Below are 16,544 nucleotides of genomic sequence, written 5' to 3'. Positions count from 1 at the left end.
AGGCGAGAAGAACGACGACAAAAAAGCAACGGAGGAACGATCATGAGCTTCAGAGAACACGACAAGAAGACATTCGTCGCCGATACCTGCAACGACTTTACGGCGCGCCGAATAACCAAACGCGACTTCATGAGGAAGATGGCGCTCGCCGGTGTCGGCTTTTCTGCCTTCGGATCAGCCATGCTAGGTGGCGGCCGCACCAATCGCGGGATCCTGGGCCTCGGGGTTGAAGAAGCCCGCGCCCAGGACGCCGATATGTTGAAGTGGCTGGCCGATGTCGGCAAACCGTATGCCGGCACCAAAATCCGCTACACTTCGGAAGCGACGCCGCCAACGATCGTCGCCAACCAGCTTGTCGCGGGTGAATTCACCAAGGCAACCGGCATTGAGGTGGAAGTCGAAATCGTGCCGCTGGAGCAGGTTCTCGCCAAGGCGACGCAAGACGTGCAGGGCCAGCTGGGCACGTACGACGTCTATTATCTCGACCAGTCCTGGATGGCGACATTTGCCCAGGATGTCGTCGATCCGCGCGAGTATTATGACCAGAACAAAGACCTGGCGATGCCCAACTTCGACTGGGACGATTTCTCCAAGCCACTGGTCGACGGCATCGCCATGTACAACGGCAAACAGTGCGGAATTCCATTCGATATTCCGATCTTCATCCTGATGTACCGCAAGGATCTTTTCGACAAACACAACATTGCGCTGCCGACAGACCTCGACGCCTACCTCAAGGCCGTGCAGGCGCTCACTGACGCAGAAAAAAGCAACGGCATCTTCGGCACCGCGTGCCAGGCGAAGTCCGGCCACTATTCGCTCGAATGCGACTGGACCTTCGCCTTGTGGGGCCATGGCGGGTCGATCTTCAACAAAGACAAGAAGTTTGTCGGCAATGACGAGCGCGGCGTGGCCGGGCTGCAATTCTATCAGGAGCTGGTCAAGAACTCGCCGCCCTCGGCGACGACATGGACCTGGGACGGCCAGGGACAGGCACTGACACAGGGGCAGGCGGCGATGGCAATCACCTGGGGCGAAGATTTCCCCGGCTTCGACGCCAACGATTCCAAGGTCAAAGGCCTGTTCGAGGCCCTGCCCGCGCCCAAGGAGGTTCCCGGTCGTCGCGCCGCCGCCGATTGCGGCTTCAACGAAATCCCGGCCGTTGGTCACCAGGGCGGCTCGACGATTTCGCTGTCGCAATATTCCAAGAACAAGGAAGCAGCATGGCTGTTCATGCAGTGGGTCTGCTCGAAGGATGTGATGGCGCGGGTGTCGACGCTCGGCGGCGGCGCCTCGCCGATGCGCAATTCTTCCTTCACCGATCCTCGCGTGAAGGCGAAGGCCGTCGTCGGGCCTGGAACGACACGCCACTTCGACGCGATCAAATACACGATCGACAACCAGATGGGATCCGAGCCGGACATGCCGATCTGGGCGGATCTGTCGAACAACGACATTCCGGTTGAGCTCGGCAAATTGCTTACGGGCCAAGACTATGGCGGCAATGCCAAGGCGTGCCTCGATGCCATCGCCGGCATTGTCGACGGCAAAGTCAAGGACGCCGGTCTTTAGCGACTCGTCGGTGATTTGGGCGAAGGCGGCTTCCACCGCCCTCGCCCTTTGGCAATGTGGCGGCAATGGTTCCGGATCTCGTCATCGGCATCGATTCCTCGACCTCGGCAACCAAGGCGATCGCCTGGGACCGCAATGGGCTGGCCGTGGCCGAAGGTCGTGCACCGCTTGCAATGTCCAACCCGCGGCCGGGCTATTTCGAGCAGGATCCGGCCGAGTGGTGGGCCTCGACGGTGACGGCGCTTCGCGCTGTCGTAGCAACAGTTTCGCCGGCACGCATTGCCGCCCTTGCGATTGCCAACCAGCGCGAAAGCTTCGGCCTTTTCGACGAGCAGGGCCAGGCGGTCGGGCCGGCGACGCTCTGGCTCGATGAGCGCGCCCGGCAGAAGGCACGCCGCTTCGGCGAGAGTTTCGGCGCGGCACGCGTCCACGCAATATCCGGCAAGCCGCTGGACGTCATTCCTTGCCTTTACCGCATGATCTGGTTTCGCGAGGAAGAGCCCGAGATTTTTGCCCGCGTGGAGCGAATGGCCGAAGTCCATGGCTATCTGGTCTTTCGCTTGAGCGGCCGGTGGGTGACGTCCACCGCATCCGCCGACCCGATGGGCATACTCGATATGCGAGCTATGGACTGGTCTAACGAAATACTGGACGCCGCGGGCGTCGCGCGGGGAATGATGCCGGACCTGGCGAAGCCCGGCACGGTTCTGGGCCAACTGACTTCGAAAGCCGCCATACTGACGGGCCTGCGGGAGGGCACGCCGATCGTCGCCGGCGGCGGCGACGGTCAATGCGCCGGAACGGGCGCTGGCGTGTTGCAGCCGCGATGCGCTTACATCAATCTCGGCACGGCGGTCGTCTCCGGCAGCTTTGGCACGGACTACGTCCATGACCAGGCCTTCCGCACCGAGACGGCGGTCGCCGATGATGGCTATATCTACGAGACGTGCCTTCGCGCCGGCACTTTTCTCGTCGACTGGATGGCGCGCGAAATGCTTGGCGTCGATCTGCATGGCGCAAGCGGCCTGGCAGCGCTCGAGGCCGAAGCCGCTGCCAGCCCGATCGGCGCAGGCGGCATAATGCTTCTTCCCTACTGGCAGGGCGTCATGGACCCGCACTGGGACAGTACGGCCCGTGGTGTGATTGCCGGGCTGTCCGGCTCGAGCAGCCGCGGCGACATCTATCGTGCCGTGCTGGAAGGTATAGCGCTGCATCAGGCCGCGACAAGTCAGCGGGCCGCCGCAGCGGCCGCCCAGACCATCGGCCAATTCATAGCCATCGGCGGAGGAGCGAAGTCCGACCTGTGGATGCAGATTCTGGCGGATGCGCTCGATCATCCCATAAAGCGTTCGACGACCGTCGAAGCCTCCTCGCTTGGCGCGGCGATGGCGGCGGCAAAGGGCGTGGGCTGGTTTTCCACCATCGCCGAAGCGTCGCTCGCAATGGCCAGCGAGCCGGCCAAAACCTTCGAACCGGACGCGAAACGGGCCGCGCTCTACGCCGAACTTCTTGCGATCCATGCCGATCTTTGGCCAATGCTTTCAACCTGGAACCAGCGTCTCGCGGCCTTCATGGAGACCGATCATGGCTGAAACGAGCAACTGGAACGCCTTGATCGAGGACGTGGTCGCAGGACGCTGGACAGATCCCAAGACAGGCGCAGCCGCGGTCCTGCCGTTCCAGACAATCGAATTGCTGGAGACGACGGAGGGCCGCGAGGGGGATCTCGTTGCGCCCCTGGCGCTAGGCAGCCGCATCGCCGTGGTCTCCGACATCAACACCGTCGATGTGATGGGCAGGCGCGTCGCGAAGGCGCTGCGTGCCATCGCCGAAATCGACGAAATCGTGCTGCCTGACGGCCTCGACTGCGATGAGGCAACGATCCAGATGGTCAGGGAGAAGACGCGTCACGCCGAAGGCGTCGTGGCCGTCGGGGCCGGCGTCCTCAACGACAGCTGCAAGCATGCAACCTTCCTCGACCAGCGGCCCTATGCCGTCTTCGGCACGGCGGCCTCGATGAATGGCTATGGCGCCTCGACAGCGTCGGTGACGTTGGCTTCAGGGCTCAAGATCTCGCTGCCCTCGCATGCTCCGCGAGGCATCTTCCTGGACCTTGGCGTGTCGGCTGCAGCACCCAGTTGGCTCAGCGCCGCCGGGCTTGGCGACAGCCTCTGCCGCTCCACCGCCCAGATCGACTGGTGGGCTTCGCATCGGCTGTTCGGCACTTACTATTCCGAGGTGCCTTATCTGCTTCAGGCGGGCGATGAGGAACAGATGCTGGCCCATGCGCCTGGCCTTGCCAGGCACGACATCACCGCCGTCGGGCATCTCCAGCGCGTCCTGACGCTGTGCTCGATGGGCGTGTGCTTTGCTGGCGTTTCCCATCCCGGGTCCATGGGGGAGCACCAGATCTCCCATTGGGTCGACATGTTCGCGCAAGCACATCATCCAGGCACCACGCACGGCCAGCAGGTCGGGGTTGCCTCGCTGGTCATGGCGCGTCTGCAAGCGCGGCTGCTGGACATGCAAGAGCCGCCGCAGGCAAAGCCAACCGTCATCGACGAGGCGGCGATGCTGGCACGCTATGGAGCGCAGCTTGGACCACTTTGCATTGCCGAGATGAGGAAGACAGCACTCGACGCCAGCCAGACGGAAATCTTCAACCGGAAACTCGCGGAAATCTGGCCGGCCCTGCGCCAGGAGGTTCGGCCAATGGCAATGCCGGTCGCCCGCATGGAGGCAGCACTGAAGGCTGCGGGGGGGCCGGTCACCGGCGCGGAACTAGGCCTGCCGCGCGCGCTTTGGCACGATGCCATTCGCCATTCGCGAGAAATCCGCGGCCGCTGGTCCTTTGTCAATCTGGCCGCCGATGCAGGACTCTTGGAAGAATTTCTGGACAGCGAATGGTGAGAGCGCATCCGATCGCCAATGGCTCGCATGGCGAAAATGAGATCCAACCGGCAAGGGCAATCGAAGGGTAGCAATTTATGGCGTCTGTCACCATCAGCAACATAAAGAAGGACTATGGCGCCCTCTCGATTATCGATGGACTAGATCTCTCGATCGAGGATGGCCAGTTCGTCGTTCTGTTGGGGCCGTCCGGCTGCGGCAAGTCCACACTGTTGCGCATGATAGCCGGTCTCGAGCCCATCACGTCCGGTGAAATCGCCATAGGCGACAGGGTCGTCAACACGCTTCATCCCAAAGACCGCAACATCGCGATGGTCTTCCAGAATTACGCGCTTTATGCGCACATGACCGTCTTCGACAACATGGCCTTTTCCATGCAGTTGAAGAAGCGCCCCAACGAAGAAATCAAACAGAAGGTCGGGTGGGCGGCATCGATCCTCAACCTGACTCCCTATCTGGAACGGTACCCTCGCCAGCTTTCGGGCGGCCAGCGGCAGCGTGTCGCCATGGGCCGCGCCATCGTGCGGGACCCAACTGTGTTCCTGTTCGACGAGCCGCTGTCCAACCTCGATGCCAAGCTGCGGGTGCAGATGCGCACCGAAATCAAGGAACTCCACCAGCGGCTGAAGACAACCACCGTCTATGTCACGCATGACCAGATCGAGGCCATGACCATGGCCGATGTCATCGTCATCATGCGCGACGGCCATATCGAGCAGATCGGGCGCCCGCTCGATGTCTACGATCGCCCGGCAAACCTCTTCGTCGCCTCTTTCATCGGCTCGCCTGCAATGAACATGTTCCATGGCGAGGTGGCTTCCGAGCGCGACGCCTGGGTGGTGCGGACCGACGAGCTATCCCTCCCACTTCCAGGAGGGGCTGCGGTCCGGCCCGGCCAAAAGGTGATCTACGGCATTCGCCCCGAACATCTTCGACCCGTGGCCGACGGGCGCGGCATCCCGGCGAGGATTACGGTTGTCGAGCCGACCGGCCCTGAAATCCACATCTTTGCCAGCATGGGCAACACCGCGATCTGCTCGGTGCTGCATGACCGCATGGAGCCCTCTCCTGGAGCTGTGATCCATTTGGAGCCGGCGCCTGAGCGAATCCACCTGTTCGACCAAGATAGCGGCGAGCGGCTGGACAAGGGAAGAACCTGAATGGCCCAGGTCGTTATCCTCGGCGCCGGCGTCATGGGCTCTGCCATGACGCTTCCGGCCGCTTACGCTGGTAACCGCATCACTCTTGTCGGGACCCATCTCGATGAGAAGATCGTCGGCTCGGTGGCCAGCACAAGTCATCACCCACGCCTCAGCATCACTCTGCCTGATGTGGTGACCGCCTGTTCCTGGACCGAATTCGGGGCAGCGATGAACGATGGACCCGATCTGCTTGTACTCGGCGTCTCGTCGGCCGGCATTCCTTGGGCGATCGAGCGAATTGCAGAAAGCATCAAGTCGCCCCTGCCGATACTGATGATTACGAAAGGACTTGCCGCAAGCGACGAAGGCGTGGAAATCCTGCCACATCTGCTTGCCCGCGAGATCGAGCAACGCACCGGCTTGTCAGTCCCGGTGATGGCCGTCGGCGGACCGTGTATTGCCGGCGAACTGGCGGCACAGCGCGATACGTCTGTGATCGTTGCCGGACACGATCCCGACCAGGTGGCCGCGGCGTCGCGCATTCTGCGCGCGCCTTTCTATCATGCGCGATCGTCATCCGATCTCGTCGGCGTCGAGATCTGCGCTGCTTTCAAGAATTTCTACACACTCGCAGTTGGGGCTCCCGTCGGACTGCTGGAGCGCGACGGCAAGGCGCACAATGGTGCGCTCATGCACAATCTTGCCTCGTCACTTTTCTCGCAGTCTCTCGCGGAGATGGCGATTCTGGTCGATGCTCTGGGCGGAAAAATCGAAACAGTGCTGGGGCTGGCAGGCTCCGGCGATCTTTATGTGACCTGCCAGGCGGGCCGTAACGGTCGCATGGGGCGCCTGCTTGGCCGCGGCCTGCCCTATTCCGTGGCGAAGCGCGAACATATGAGTTCGGACACGGTCGAGGGAGCGCAACTGGCGCTGGACCTTGGTCCGACTTTGAAGAATATGATGGCCCGGGGTGTACTTCCCCATGATCGCCTGCCGCTGACGAGGGCCATCATCGACGCGGTTTGTCACGATGCTCCGCTGGTTTTGTCCTTCGACCGCTATCATCGAGGCTAGCGGAGCCGGGGAAACTCGATTGATGCCTCATATCGATGAGCACATGGCTCGGCCGAGCCCGCTCTGGACCCGCTGCCGCGGAGTGGACAGGATGATCTGATGGAGAAACCCGCACGAAAGAAGCGCGACGGCCGCCAAGCTGTAACGAGTTCGGTCACGGCTGATCGTGAGGAAGGGCTGCTCGTGCGCGCCGCCTGGCTTGCTTACGTCGGTGACCTCACGCAGGCGCAAATTGCCAAGTCTCTTGGCCTGACCCGCCTTCGCGTCAACCGGATGCTGGCGCATGCGCGCCAGCGGGGGATCGTTCAGATTCGCATCAATTCGAAGGTGGCGAACTGCATCGAGCTGGAGCACCGGCTGCGGGACGCCTATGGTGTCTCGGATCCAATCGTGGTTCCGACACCACCCGATCCTGCGCTGGTGCCACAGGTCATCGCAGCCGCCGCCGGTGAGGCCCTGTCGCTCAGAATCCGCGACGGGATATCGGTGGGCGTGGGATGGGGACGGACGCTCCAGCTTAGTCTGCGGTCAGTGACCGTACGCCCGGTCAAAGGAATGTCGGTCGTTTCCCTGCTTGGTGGGCTCACGCGCGGATCGGCGATCAACATCTATGAGATCGCTTCGCGGCTCGCGGCGCTTTTCGATGCGGAATGCTTCTACATCGCAGCACCGGTGTTCACGGACACGGAGGCCACGCGCGATCTGCTTATGCGCCAGTCCATTCTGGAAGACGCCTTCACCCATGCCCGCGACGTTGACGCCGCTTTCGTTTCGGTGGGCGCGGTGCACAAGGACGCCACCATCTTTCGGATCGGACTGGTAGGCGATGATGATCTCAAATCGCTCCGCGAAGCGGGAGCCGTCGGCGATATTTGCGGCCACTGGATCGGCGCCGACGGACAACTCGTCGATCACCCGCTGAACAATCGCGTTATCGGCCTCGCGCCGGAACATCTGCGCGACATCGACACTGTGATCCTCCCCTCCGGTGGCCTCGACAAGGTTCCGGTGCTGCGCGCCGTGTTGCGTCTGGGAGTCGTCGATGTGCTGATCACCGACGAGAAAACCGCTGAGGCGATCCTTGCGCAAAAGCCGTAGCGCAGACTGACCTCTACAGCAGAGCGGCTCGCGACTGATCGCTTCTTCGCGTCACAGAACCTCGTGGATTTCCTCGATCGAAGTCTCGCCGATCCGCTTGTCGAGAACGATCTCTCCACGCGCCATGGCCACGACCCGGTCGCAGCATTCGAAAACATGATGCATGTTGTGGCTGATGAAGACGCTGGTGATGTTCTGGGCCTTGAGCGCGCGAACGAAGCCAATCACCTTTCGCGTCTCCTTCACCGAAAGATGATTGGTCGGCTCGTCGAGAATCATGACTTTCGACTTGAAGTGCATGGCCCGGGCGATCGCCACGCCTTGGCGCTGGCCGCCCGACAGTTCGCCGACCAGCGCGTCCGGCGACCTCAGATGCAGATCGACGTCGGCGATCGCCTTGACACTTTCATCACGCATGCGCTTCTGGTCCAGGATGCCGATGCCGAAAACCGAGCCCTTCACCGGCTCGCGTCCGATGAAAACGTTGCGGGCGATGGTCATGGTCGGCACCATCGAATTGTACTGGTAGATCGTCTCGATGCCGCGACCCATGGCGTCGCGCGGGTTAGAGAATCGGACCGGTTCACCTTCGATCCTGATCTCGCCGCCATCGGGCTTTTGGGTGCCTGACAGGATGTTGATCAACGTCGATTTGCCGGCGCCGTTGTCGCCGACAAGGCCCAGGGCCTCGTCTGGATAAATGTCCAGAGTGACGTTCTTCAAGGCGTGGACGCCGGAATACCATTTCTGGAGGCCCTTGATCGCGATGATGGGTGCCGCCACGATCAGGTCTCCACCTTCATTGCCCTGCCCCGCTTTCGCAGCCAGGCATTCACGACGACCGCGAAGATCGTCAGGAAGCCGATTGCCATCTTGAACCAGTTGGCGTCAACCTGGCTCAGCACCAGTCCGTTGTCGATGACACGGATAAGGGCAGCCCCTATGATGCCGCCGAAGATAGTGCCGATGCCGCCAGCCAGCGAGGCGCCACCGATGACGGCAGCCGACACGGCTTGCAACTCCAGCCCCTCGCCGATCGAGGGCAGCGGCGCGCCGAGCCGCATCACCTGAATGGTGCCGGCAAAGCCGGCGAGCACAGAACAGATCATGAAGCAGGCGACCTTCACCCGGGCCGTCGGGATGCCCATCGATTGCGCGGCAGGCAGAAAGCCGCCGGTGGCGCGCACCCAGTTGCCGAAATTCGTGCGCGACAGAAGGACCGTCGCCAGGATTGCCACGGCGACAAACCAGAAGAACGACATCCGAAAGAGGTCGCCTGGCCCCACATAGATCGTAAACAGCCATTTGGGCAGAGCGTTGGCCGGAATGACAGGAGGGAAGCCACCGGAGATTACCACCGTCAGCGAACGCGCGATGAACAGCATGCCAAGCGTGGTGATGAAGCTTGGTATCGCGAAACGAATCGTTATGAACCCGTTGAAGAAGCCGATCAGGGCGGCGATCGCGAGGCCGGCGGCAAAGGCCGGCGCGAACGGCACGCCGGCCGCCAGCATCACCGCCATCGTCATCGGGGTCAGCGCAAAGACCGAGCCCACGGAAAGATCAAACTCGCCGCATATCATCAGCAGGGTCACGCCGATCGCGACCAGCCCCATTTCAGGCAGCAGTCCAAGCATTCCGCGCACGTTCTGTGTGTTCAAAAATACGCCGTTCGAGCGTATCTGAAAGACAAGGAGGAGGAGGAGCAGGAACACGACGGCCGCAAGCTCCGGCTTCTCCAGGTAGATCTTCATCAAGCGCTTCATCGATCGCTCCGGCTTGGGATTGTTTCCGCTGGCTTGTCGCATCGACAAGCGGTATGGCGGCAGTCTGTCTTCTACCGTATTTGACGGAGAGATGCGGTGGCAGGATGAGGGGCGGAGCTAAAACGCCCAAAGGCCACGCGGCCTGCCCCCACCCTTACCCCCCTCCCGTAAAGAACGAGGAGAGGACGCCGGCTTCGCCGCCTACCGCACGCCTTTTGCGGCCAGTTCCTTGAGCTTCGGCACGTCTTCCTTGACGATGATGCCCTTGCCGGTGTCGATGTCTGCCGGCAGCAAACCGACGTTCTTGGCGAGATAGGATTCCATCACCGGCATGAAGCCCTGCATGTAGGGCTGCTGGTCGACCTGGACCTGGATATAACCCGCTTCCATCTGTTGCAGGACTTCCGAGACGATATCGAAGCCGCCCATCAGCACCTTGCCCGGCTCGATGCCGCGATCGATCAGCACTTGGGCCACGTAGGCATGCCAAAGGCCGGTGTCGAAATACACCGTGGTGTCCGGGTGGGCAGACAGATAGGCGCCAACACGATCGGCGACGACGGCGCCATCTGTGCCGGTGTCGAGCCGTTCGATGACTACTTCGCGTCCGCCATTCGCGGCCTTGTATTCCTCAAGGAACTTCATGACACCGGCAGCGCGCTGTTCCGACCAGTTCTGACCGGGCGCGGAGACGCCGACGAGCGCCCTGATCTTGCCTTCCTTGGGGAAGAACTCGGACATCTTCTTGCCGAGTTCGTAGCCGGCGGGAATGAAGCCCTGGCCGATGAAGGCCTGGCGGGCATTGCCGGCTGCACCCTCGGTGTCGTCGACGTTGGACGCGATCACCGTGACGCCGGCAGCGCGGGCGTCGGCGATGATCTGGTCGAAAGCATTGTTGTCGACGATCGAGGTGATCAGCGCGTCCGGTTTTGCCGCGAGTGCCGCCTGCATGTTGGCCGATTGTTGCTCGATCGAGCCTTCGGTCTGCGTGAAAACCATCTGGCAATTGGCCTGGATCTTGGCGCAGGCGTCGTCAAACCCCTTCTTCACCGCCTGCCAGAACGGGTTCGACGCCGACGAATGATGCGTGAAGACGATGTTCATCGGCTCCTGTGCGCGTGAGCCGATTGCCGAGCCTCCAGCCAGTACTGCTCCCAAGGCTGCCGAGATAAGTAGCTTCTTCATGGTTCTCCTCCTCCGTAGAAAGCTGCTTCAGGTTCATTTTCAGAGAGTCGATGCGTCAGTCACCCGTCGAAGCGCCGTGAAGGCGCGATCGATTTCCGGGTTCAGTTCCATGCCGAGGCCCGGTCCGGGAGGCACGGTGATCATGCCGTTCTTCACCTGCGGCAAAGCGGTCACAAGGTCGCGGTACCAGGTCTTGTAAAAGGCCCTGACACTCTCCTGGACAAGCGCGTTCGGCGCATTCAGCGACAGGTGGGTCGATGCGCCGAGCACCACTGGACCGGTGCAGTCGTGTGGCGCGACCGGCAGGTGCCATGCCTCAGCCATGGCAGCGATCTTGCGCGCCTCCGAGAGCCCGCCGCACCAACTGATATCGAGCATGATGACACCGGCCGCTCCAGTTTCGAGAAGGTCGCGGAAGGCCCAGCGGGAACCGAGCGTCTCCGAAGCCGATATCGGCGCCAGCGAAGCCTCGGCATAGCGTTTCAGGCTGGACAGGCTGTCCATCCTAATCGGATCTTCGTGCCAGAAGGTCTTGTAGGGGGCAAGCTCGCGAGCGATCTGGATGGCGGGTAGCAGCTGCCACATTGAATGGAATTCAACCATGATGTCCATCTTGTCGCCGACCGCATTGCGGATTTTCTCGAATGGCGCCAGCGCGGAATTCAAGTCGGGCTGCGATATATACTGGCCGCGCGTTTTCTCGGCGGCCATGTCGAACGGCCAGATCTTCATGGCCGTGATGCCTTCCTCCAATAACGAATGCGCCAGTTCGTCGGCGCGGTGAAGGAAGCCGTTCAGATCATCATAGGCGTCGCCGGGCTTATCGAGCCCGTAGTTGGCCGTCGTCTGGCCCGTGGCCTTCTTGATGTATTCGGGTCCGGCACAGGTGTTGTAGGTCCTGATCTCGTGCCTGGTGAACCCGCCGAGGAGCTGTGTGATCGGCTGACCCGTGGCCTTTCCAAACAGATCCCAAAGCGCGATGTCGAAAGCGGAATTGCCCCTGACTTCCGCGCCCGTCGATCGGAAACCGAGATAGCCGACAAGATCGGCGGCGAGCAGGTCGATCTGCAAGGGGTCGCGACCGATCACGCGCGGCGCGACATATTCGTGCAAATAGGTCTCGACGGTCTCGGCCATGAAGAAGGTCTCGCCCAGTCCCACGAGGTCTTCGTCCGTGTGAACCAGGACCCAGAGAAGGTTCGGCCGCTCCTTGAGCCGCAGCGTTTCCAGTTTAGCGATCTTCATTGCGCCCCGTCCTCAGGCGATGCCGGCCGCCAGCAGGGCCTTGACGCTCTCGTCAAAATGCCTCGCCATCAGGTCGCGAGCAGACTGGGGATCACCGGTCTCGATTGCTTCGGCGAGCTCGATATGGATCTGGATCATCTCCAACTGCTCGGCATCCGAAGGGCGGCTGCGCCAGCCGATCGGCCAGGTCTGGCGCGATACGCGCTCGAACGCGCCTACGATGAGGCTAAAAACCGGATTCTTTGCCGCCTTGGCGATTTCGAGGTGAAAGGCGAGATCGTGCTCCATGACCTGTTCCGGTCGCTGGAAATTCTCGCGCATGGCAAGCGCGTGCGCCCTGATCCTTTCCACTTCGTCGGCGGTTCTGCGCAAAGCCGCCAGCATGGCGGTGCGGGTCTCGATCGTGCGGCGCACGTCGTAGATTTGCTGCACCGTGATCTGCTCGGTGTGGACACCATGCTCGATCACCAGCGACATGGCGCCATAGTCCAGCTCGGCGACGGTAGCCCGCCTGCCTGCCCTGAGGTCGATAAGCCGCATCGCGGCGAGCGAGCTGAAGGCCTCGCGCACCACAGTACGCGAGACGCTCAATTGCCTCGAAAGCGCGGCCTCGCTGGGCAGCCGGTCGCCTGGTCCGAGTTCATGCGTGCGGATGTGGCGCGTGATTTCGCCGATCGTATTGCTGACCAGGCTCGCTGCGTCGGAATGTTTTGCGGCTACCACCGTGCTCACGCGATCTCCAGTTCAGAGGCAAACCTGTATGGCAGGTTTTGCAGATGTGTTGATAATACCTAGAAAAGCTGTATGTCAAGCTCAAGTCATTGCCGGGAGACCGTCGGCATCGTCGCCGGGAGAGCGGTGACCCGACGCTTGCATATCCGCTGCTCTTGATGCGACAGACGGCGGTCGGCCGGGTGCGGCGCGCCTGCATGATCGGACAGGCAATCATCTCGCTTGGGCAGGCTGGACAGTCTCATCGTGAACCCCGGCGGGCGCCCGACCATGCCGTCGGAAAATATCTCAGCGGACTATTCACTGATATTTCGATCGACGCACCCCATATGGGTGGACAGAGTGTCACTTGAGGATTTGCCTATGCTGATTTCGCGTTGGGGACGGTTTGCAGTTTTGTTCGCCGGATTGTTCCTGGCATTTTCCATAGTCGCTGTGGATCACGCCGATGCGCGCCGTGGCGGCAGCTTCGGCAGTCGCGGCATGCGCACTTTCCAGCCGGTCCCGCCGACCAGAGTCGCGCCGCAACCGGCCGCACCGGTCGAGCGCTCGATGACGCCTAGTGCGGCAACGAACAATGCGGCCCGTCAGCCGCAGGCATTCCAGCGCCCAGGCTTCTTCAACGGCCTCGGCGGATCGATGATGCGTGGGCTGCTCCTCGGCGGTTTGATCGGCGTTCTTCTGGGCCATGGGTTCGGCGGCTTGGCCGGCATGTTGGGTCTTTTGCTCCAAGTACTGCTGATCGGCGGCGGGATCATGCTGGCGATCCGCTTTTTCCGCTCGCAATCGGCATACAACCCAGCGCCCGCTACGGCCGGTGCCTCGCGGGGTACGGGGAGCTTTGGGCGAAACGCTGCAGCTGGGCCCGAGCCGAGCAACGCTACAGCTTTCCCCATTCCAGGCATCGGGTCAGGATTTGGCGGAACGAGCCAAGCCAACGCTTCCGATGAGATCACACTCACGCAAACCGACCTCGACACGTTCCAGCAACGGCTGACGGAAGTTCAGGAGGCATTCGGGCGCGAAGATCATGCTGCTTTGCGCCGGTTGGCGACGCCCGAGATGGTGTCCTATCTGTCCGAGGAACTTGCCGACAATGCCAAAAAGGGCGTCAGGAACGACGTGTCGGACGTCAGCCTGTTGGAAGCCGATATTGCGGAAAGTTGGCGGGAGGGTGACCGCGACTACGCGACGGCTGCTTTGCGCTATGAGTCTCGCGACGTGACCCGCGATCGCAGCAGCGGCAAGATCGTTGAGGGTCAAGCCGATCAGCCGACCGAGACAACCGAACTGTGGACCTTCATGCGCCAGAACAGCGGGGACTGGAAGCTCGCCGCAATACAGCAGCCGAGCTGATGTGCTTGCCTTGATTGAAATGTCTGGCCCAGAGTTGTTCACGTTTCTCGCTACCGCTCGAGGGCCAGCCCGCCCCTTCCGCCCGCTTGATCTTGAGTACGGTGCGGTCAGAACACGGAACTCATGAGCAGCCCTGTCTTCGTGGTCAATCCGTCACGGGCTGATGCGGTAGCTCGGTAGGGCGCGGCGGCGCCGACTCCGGCCGATCGGTCAATCGGTTCTTCAGAACATCAATGAGGCTGATGGTGATGGCGATCACCGCGGGGCCGAGGACAAGGCCGGATGCCCCAAACAAGACAATGCCGCCGACCGAGCCGACAAAGGCCACGACCGTGTGGAGGCGTAACCGATTCCCGACAAGCATCGGATAGAGCAGATTGTCGATGCCGCCGACAATGACGCCGCCCCAGACGGTCAATATCGCCGCGCTGGCCCAAGCCCCCTCCAGCGCGAGATAGACCGCTGCGGGCACCCAGATCACAAATGCCCCGAGCACAGGCACTATGGCAAGAAGTCCCATGACAAGGCCCCAAAAGACTGGGGTCGGCAGGCCGAGCCACCAGAACATCAGGCCACCCAATGTTCCCTGGACGGCGGCGACGAACACGGTGCCGAGCAGTGTTGCATGGACGGTCTCCGCAAAGCGGGACAAGATGTATGCTGTCTCCGGAGCGCGCAGGGGCGAAAGGCCCGCAACGGCTTGCAGGGCATGTTGGCGATCACGCAGAAAATAGAACAGAAGATAAAATGTCAGCCCGAACATCGCGACCTGATAGATGGAGCCACGCAACAGCGATGTGCATTGTCCCGTCAGCCATTGTACGAATGCTGCGACGGAGCCGGCCGGATCGAATTGGTTCTCGATCCATTGGGCAATGACCGAAAGCGTGGGATAGCCAGACATGAAGCCGTCTGCATCCCAACCACGGATGACCTCCTGCAGATAAGTCGCTCCGTTTACCGCCTCGCGAACGAGCTGTTGTGCGACGAGTGCAAGCGGCAGCCCGACGGCAATCGCCGCGACGCTTACCGATATCAGCGCTGCCAGGTTTCGATTTCCGACCCGTCTCTCAACCCAACGATGAGCCGGAGACAGAATGACTGCCAGGACGAGAGCCCAGGTCAACGCCGGCAAAAAAGGCCACGCAAGCAGATAGCAGACATATAGACCGATCGCTGCGGCTGCCAGAACGCCGAGCAATCTCAATTGTTTCACGTCCGGCATCTGTTTCAGATCAGCCCCTCTCGGTGTCTCGCAAGCCCAGCGAGCCTAATTGGTTTCTCAAAAAAAGGGCAGCGTCGGTTGCGGGAGCCTTACGGCGAGGCTGCCGAGGAGGCGCTTCGAGGTGATCTTGAGGGGATTTTGACGGCATGCAATCGAACCTGATGTCGCTCGCCTGCGCTTTGACGGCCTTTCAGCTCGTGACTGGCAGATGGGGCTTGAACAAAAGCGACGACAGGAAAACGTCTCAGAACTCCCACGGAGATGTCAGAACGAGTCCTGCCGTCTCGAAGTCAGTCAGATTGCGCGTGGCGAGGCGGCCACCGTTTGCTCGAGCGATCGCCGCGATCATGCCATCGGGTGCCGACATGCCGCGTCCCTGGCGAGCAGCAGCACCCATAATTTCCCCATAAACCAGCGCAGCTTCTTCTGTCAGACCGAAGATGCGGTCTGCGAAACGCCGGCGCCAGTCGGCCAACCCTTGGTCCAGCCGTTCGGCACGTTGATCCGGTCTTATCTTCTGGATGCCGAAGGCGATCTCGGCAATCGTCACGGTTGGAAGCGCGAGTTCGGCATCGTATCGGATCAGCCAGGCAATGACTGCCTCGTCTGGGGTCTTTTTCAACGTTTCGGAAACGACGTTGGTATCGACGAAGATCAAAGCTCGACGCCTCGATTCGGCCGGCGACTCTCACGGATCACCGCCTCAAGGTCGATGTCTGTGCCGGATTGCGCTGAAAGACGCAGATAGAAGGCAGAAGCAGGCTCGCGACCGGCCTCGCGGACCTCGTAGGATTCGAGGGCGCGCTCGACCACGTCCGCAATCGAGCGGTTTTCACGGCGGGCAAGCCGGTGTGCAAGATCACGCGCCTTAGCGCTGCGGACTGAGAGTTGCGGTTCGGCCATATCGGACTCCTTGGCACTGTTATATAGGCTCATCCGCTCTGCTAGCAAGACGGCTGCTGATGGCTTGATGTCAAAGCCAATCTTTGCAGGGCATGTTGGCGGTCGCGGAGAAAATAAAACAGAAGATAAAATGTCAGGCCGAACATGGCGACCCGATTGATGGAGGCGCGCAATAGCGTTGTGCTTCGTCCCGTCAGCCAAGAATGCGGCGACTGAGCCGGCCGGATCGAGTTTGACCTTGCCCCTCTGATCTAATCCGGTTTGAAGTTCGTTCTGGCCCATCGAGAGGACCAGGACATGAAACGTAGCCGCTTCTCTGAAGAGCAGATCATCGGA

Annotated in this window: 15 protein-coding genes; 7 read left to right on the top strand and 8 right to left on the bottom strand. The window is 61.4% G+C overall.

Going from position 1 to position 16,544, the window contains the following annotated elements; all coding sequences use genetic code 11:
- Window positions 1-42 precede the first annotated feature (42 nt).
- The 6 genes from NKJ84_RS18815 to NKJ84_RS18790 all read left to right on the top strand — a co-directional run bounded on the left by NKJ84_RS18815 (window position 43) and on the right by NKJ84_RS18790 (window position 7,796).
- On the top strand, window positions 43-1,572 hold the full coding sequence (locus tag NKJ84_RS18815; RefSeq protein ID WP_352507690.1) for an ABC transporter substrate-binding protein: 1,530 nt from the start codon (window positions 43-45) through the stop codon (window positions 1,570-1,572).
- A 65-nt stretch (window positions 1,573-1,637) separates the two neighbouring features.
- Window positions 1,638-3,164, top strand: coding sequence for a xylulokinase (locus NKJ84_RS18810; protein ID WP_352507689.1), 1,527 nt, complete (start codon window positions 1,638-1,640; stop codon window positions 3,162-3,164).
- Complete coding sequence (locus tag NKJ84_RS18805) at window positions 3,157-4,482, top strand: iron-containing alcohol dehydrogenase (protein WP_352507688.1); 1,326 nt, start codon at window positions 3,157-3,159, stop codon at window positions 4,480-4,482. Before NKJ84_RS18810 ends, NKJ84_RS18805 begins: the two co-directional genes overlap by 8 nt.
- Window positions 4,483-4,559: 77 nt before the next feature.
- A complete protein-coding gene (locus tag NKJ84_RS18800) occupies window positions 4,560-5,642 on the top strand; it encodes an ABC transporter ATP-binding protein (RefSeq protein ID WP_352507687.1) in 1,083 nt (360 codons plus the stop codon).
- Window positions 5,643-6,698, top strand: coding sequence for a hypothetical protein (locus NKJ84_RS18795; RefSeq protein WP_352507686.1), 1,056 nt, complete (start codon window positions 5,643-5,645; stop codon window positions 6,696-6,698).
- Window positions 6,699-6,797: 99 nt separating this feature from the next.
- On the top strand, window positions 6,798-7,796 hold the full coding sequence (locus tag NKJ84_RS18790; RefSeq protein WP_352507685.1) for a sugar-binding transcriptional regulator: 999 nt from the start codon (window positions 6,798-6,800) through the stop codon (window positions 7,794-7,796).
- A gap of 51 nt (window positions 7,797-7,847) precedes the next feature.
- Here NKJ84_RS18790 and NKJ84_RS18785 read toward each other — a convergent pair whose 3' ends face one another.
- From NKJ84_RS18785 to NKJ84_RS18765, 5 genes are all read right to left on the bottom strand, one after another.
- Window positions 7,848-8,579 (bottom strand): ATP-binding cassette domain-containing protein, encoded by a 732-nt coding sequence (locus NKJ84_RS18785; protein ID WP_352507684.1) that lies wholly within the window; start codon window positions 8,577-8,579, stop codon window positions 7,848-7,850.
- A 2-nt stretch (window positions 8,580-8,581) separates the two neighbouring features.
- On the bottom strand, window positions 8,582-9,562 hold the full coding sequence (locus NKJ84_RS18780) for an ABC transporter permease (protein ID WP_023678771.1): 981 nt from the start codon (window positions 9,560-9,562) through the stop codon (window positions 8,582-8,584).
- Window positions 9,563-9,763: 201 nt separating this feature from the next.
- Window positions 9,764-10,747, bottom strand: coding sequence for a sugar ABC transporter substrate-binding protein (locus tag NKJ84_RS18775; protein ID WP_352507683.1), 984 nt, complete (start codon window positions 10,745-10,747; stop codon window positions 9,764-9,766).
- A 39-nt stretch (window positions 10,748-10,786) separates the two neighbouring features.
- A complete protein-coding gene (locus NKJ84_RS18770; protein WP_352507682.1) occupies window positions 10,787-11,992 on the bottom strand; it encodes a mandelate racemase/muconate lactonizing enzyme family protein in 1,206 nt (401 codons plus the stop codon).
- 12 nt (window positions 11,993-12,004) lie between these two features.
- Complete coding sequence (locus NKJ84_RS18765; protein WP_502895628.1) at window positions 12,005-12,724, bottom strand: FadR/GntR family transcriptional regulator; 720 nt, start codon at window positions 12,722-12,724, stop codon at window positions 12,005-12,007.
- 363 nt (window positions 12,725-13,087) lie between these two features.
- On the opposite strand from NKJ84_RS18765, the gene NKJ84_RS18760 reads away from it, so the two are divergent.
- Window positions 13,088-14,080, top strand: coding sequence for a Tim44 domain-containing protein (locus NKJ84_RS18760; RefSeq protein ID WP_352507681.1), 993 nt, complete (start codon window positions 13,088-13,090; stop codon window positions 14,078-14,080).
- Window positions 14,081-14,225: 145 nt separating this feature from the next.
- Here the strand turns inward: NKJ84_RS18760 and NKJ84_RS18755 are convergent, their stop codons facing one another.
- The 3 genes from NKJ84_RS18755 to NKJ84_RS18745 all read right to left on the bottom strand — a co-directional run bounded on the left by NKJ84_RS18755 (window position 14,226) and on the right by NKJ84_RS18745 (window position 16,208).
- Complete coding sequence (locus NKJ84_RS18755; RefSeq protein ID WP_352507680.1) at window positions 14,226-15,305, bottom strand: AI-2E family transporter; 1,080 nt, start codon at window positions 15,303-15,305, stop codon at window positions 14,226-14,228.
- 244 nt (window positions 15,306-15,549) lie between these two features.
- Entirely contained in the window at window positions 15,550-15,963 is a 414-nt protein-coding gene (locus tag NKJ84_RS18750) for a type II toxin-antitoxin system VapC family toxin (RefSeq protein WP_352507679.1), read from the bottom strand.
- The gene (locus tag NKJ84_RS18745; RefSeq protein ID WP_352507764.1) at window positions 15,960-16,208 is read right to left on the bottom strand and encodes a plasmid stabilization protein; all 249 of its coding nucleotides are present in this window, start codon (window positions 16,206-16,208) and stop codon (window positions 15,960-15,962) included. The genes NKJ84_RS18750 and NKJ84_RS18745 overlap by 4 nt, the downstream gene beginning before the upstream one ends.
- Window positions 16,209-16,544 lie beyond the last annotated feature (336 nt).

The organism is Mesorhizobium sp. M0048, assembly GCF_040323405.1.
In the GTDB taxonomy this organism is placed as follows: domain Bacteria; phylum Pseudomonadota; class Alphaproteobacteria; order Rhizobiales; family Rhizobiaceae; genus Mesorhizobium.
This window is presented reverse-complemented; position numbering and strand designations above follow the sequence as displayed.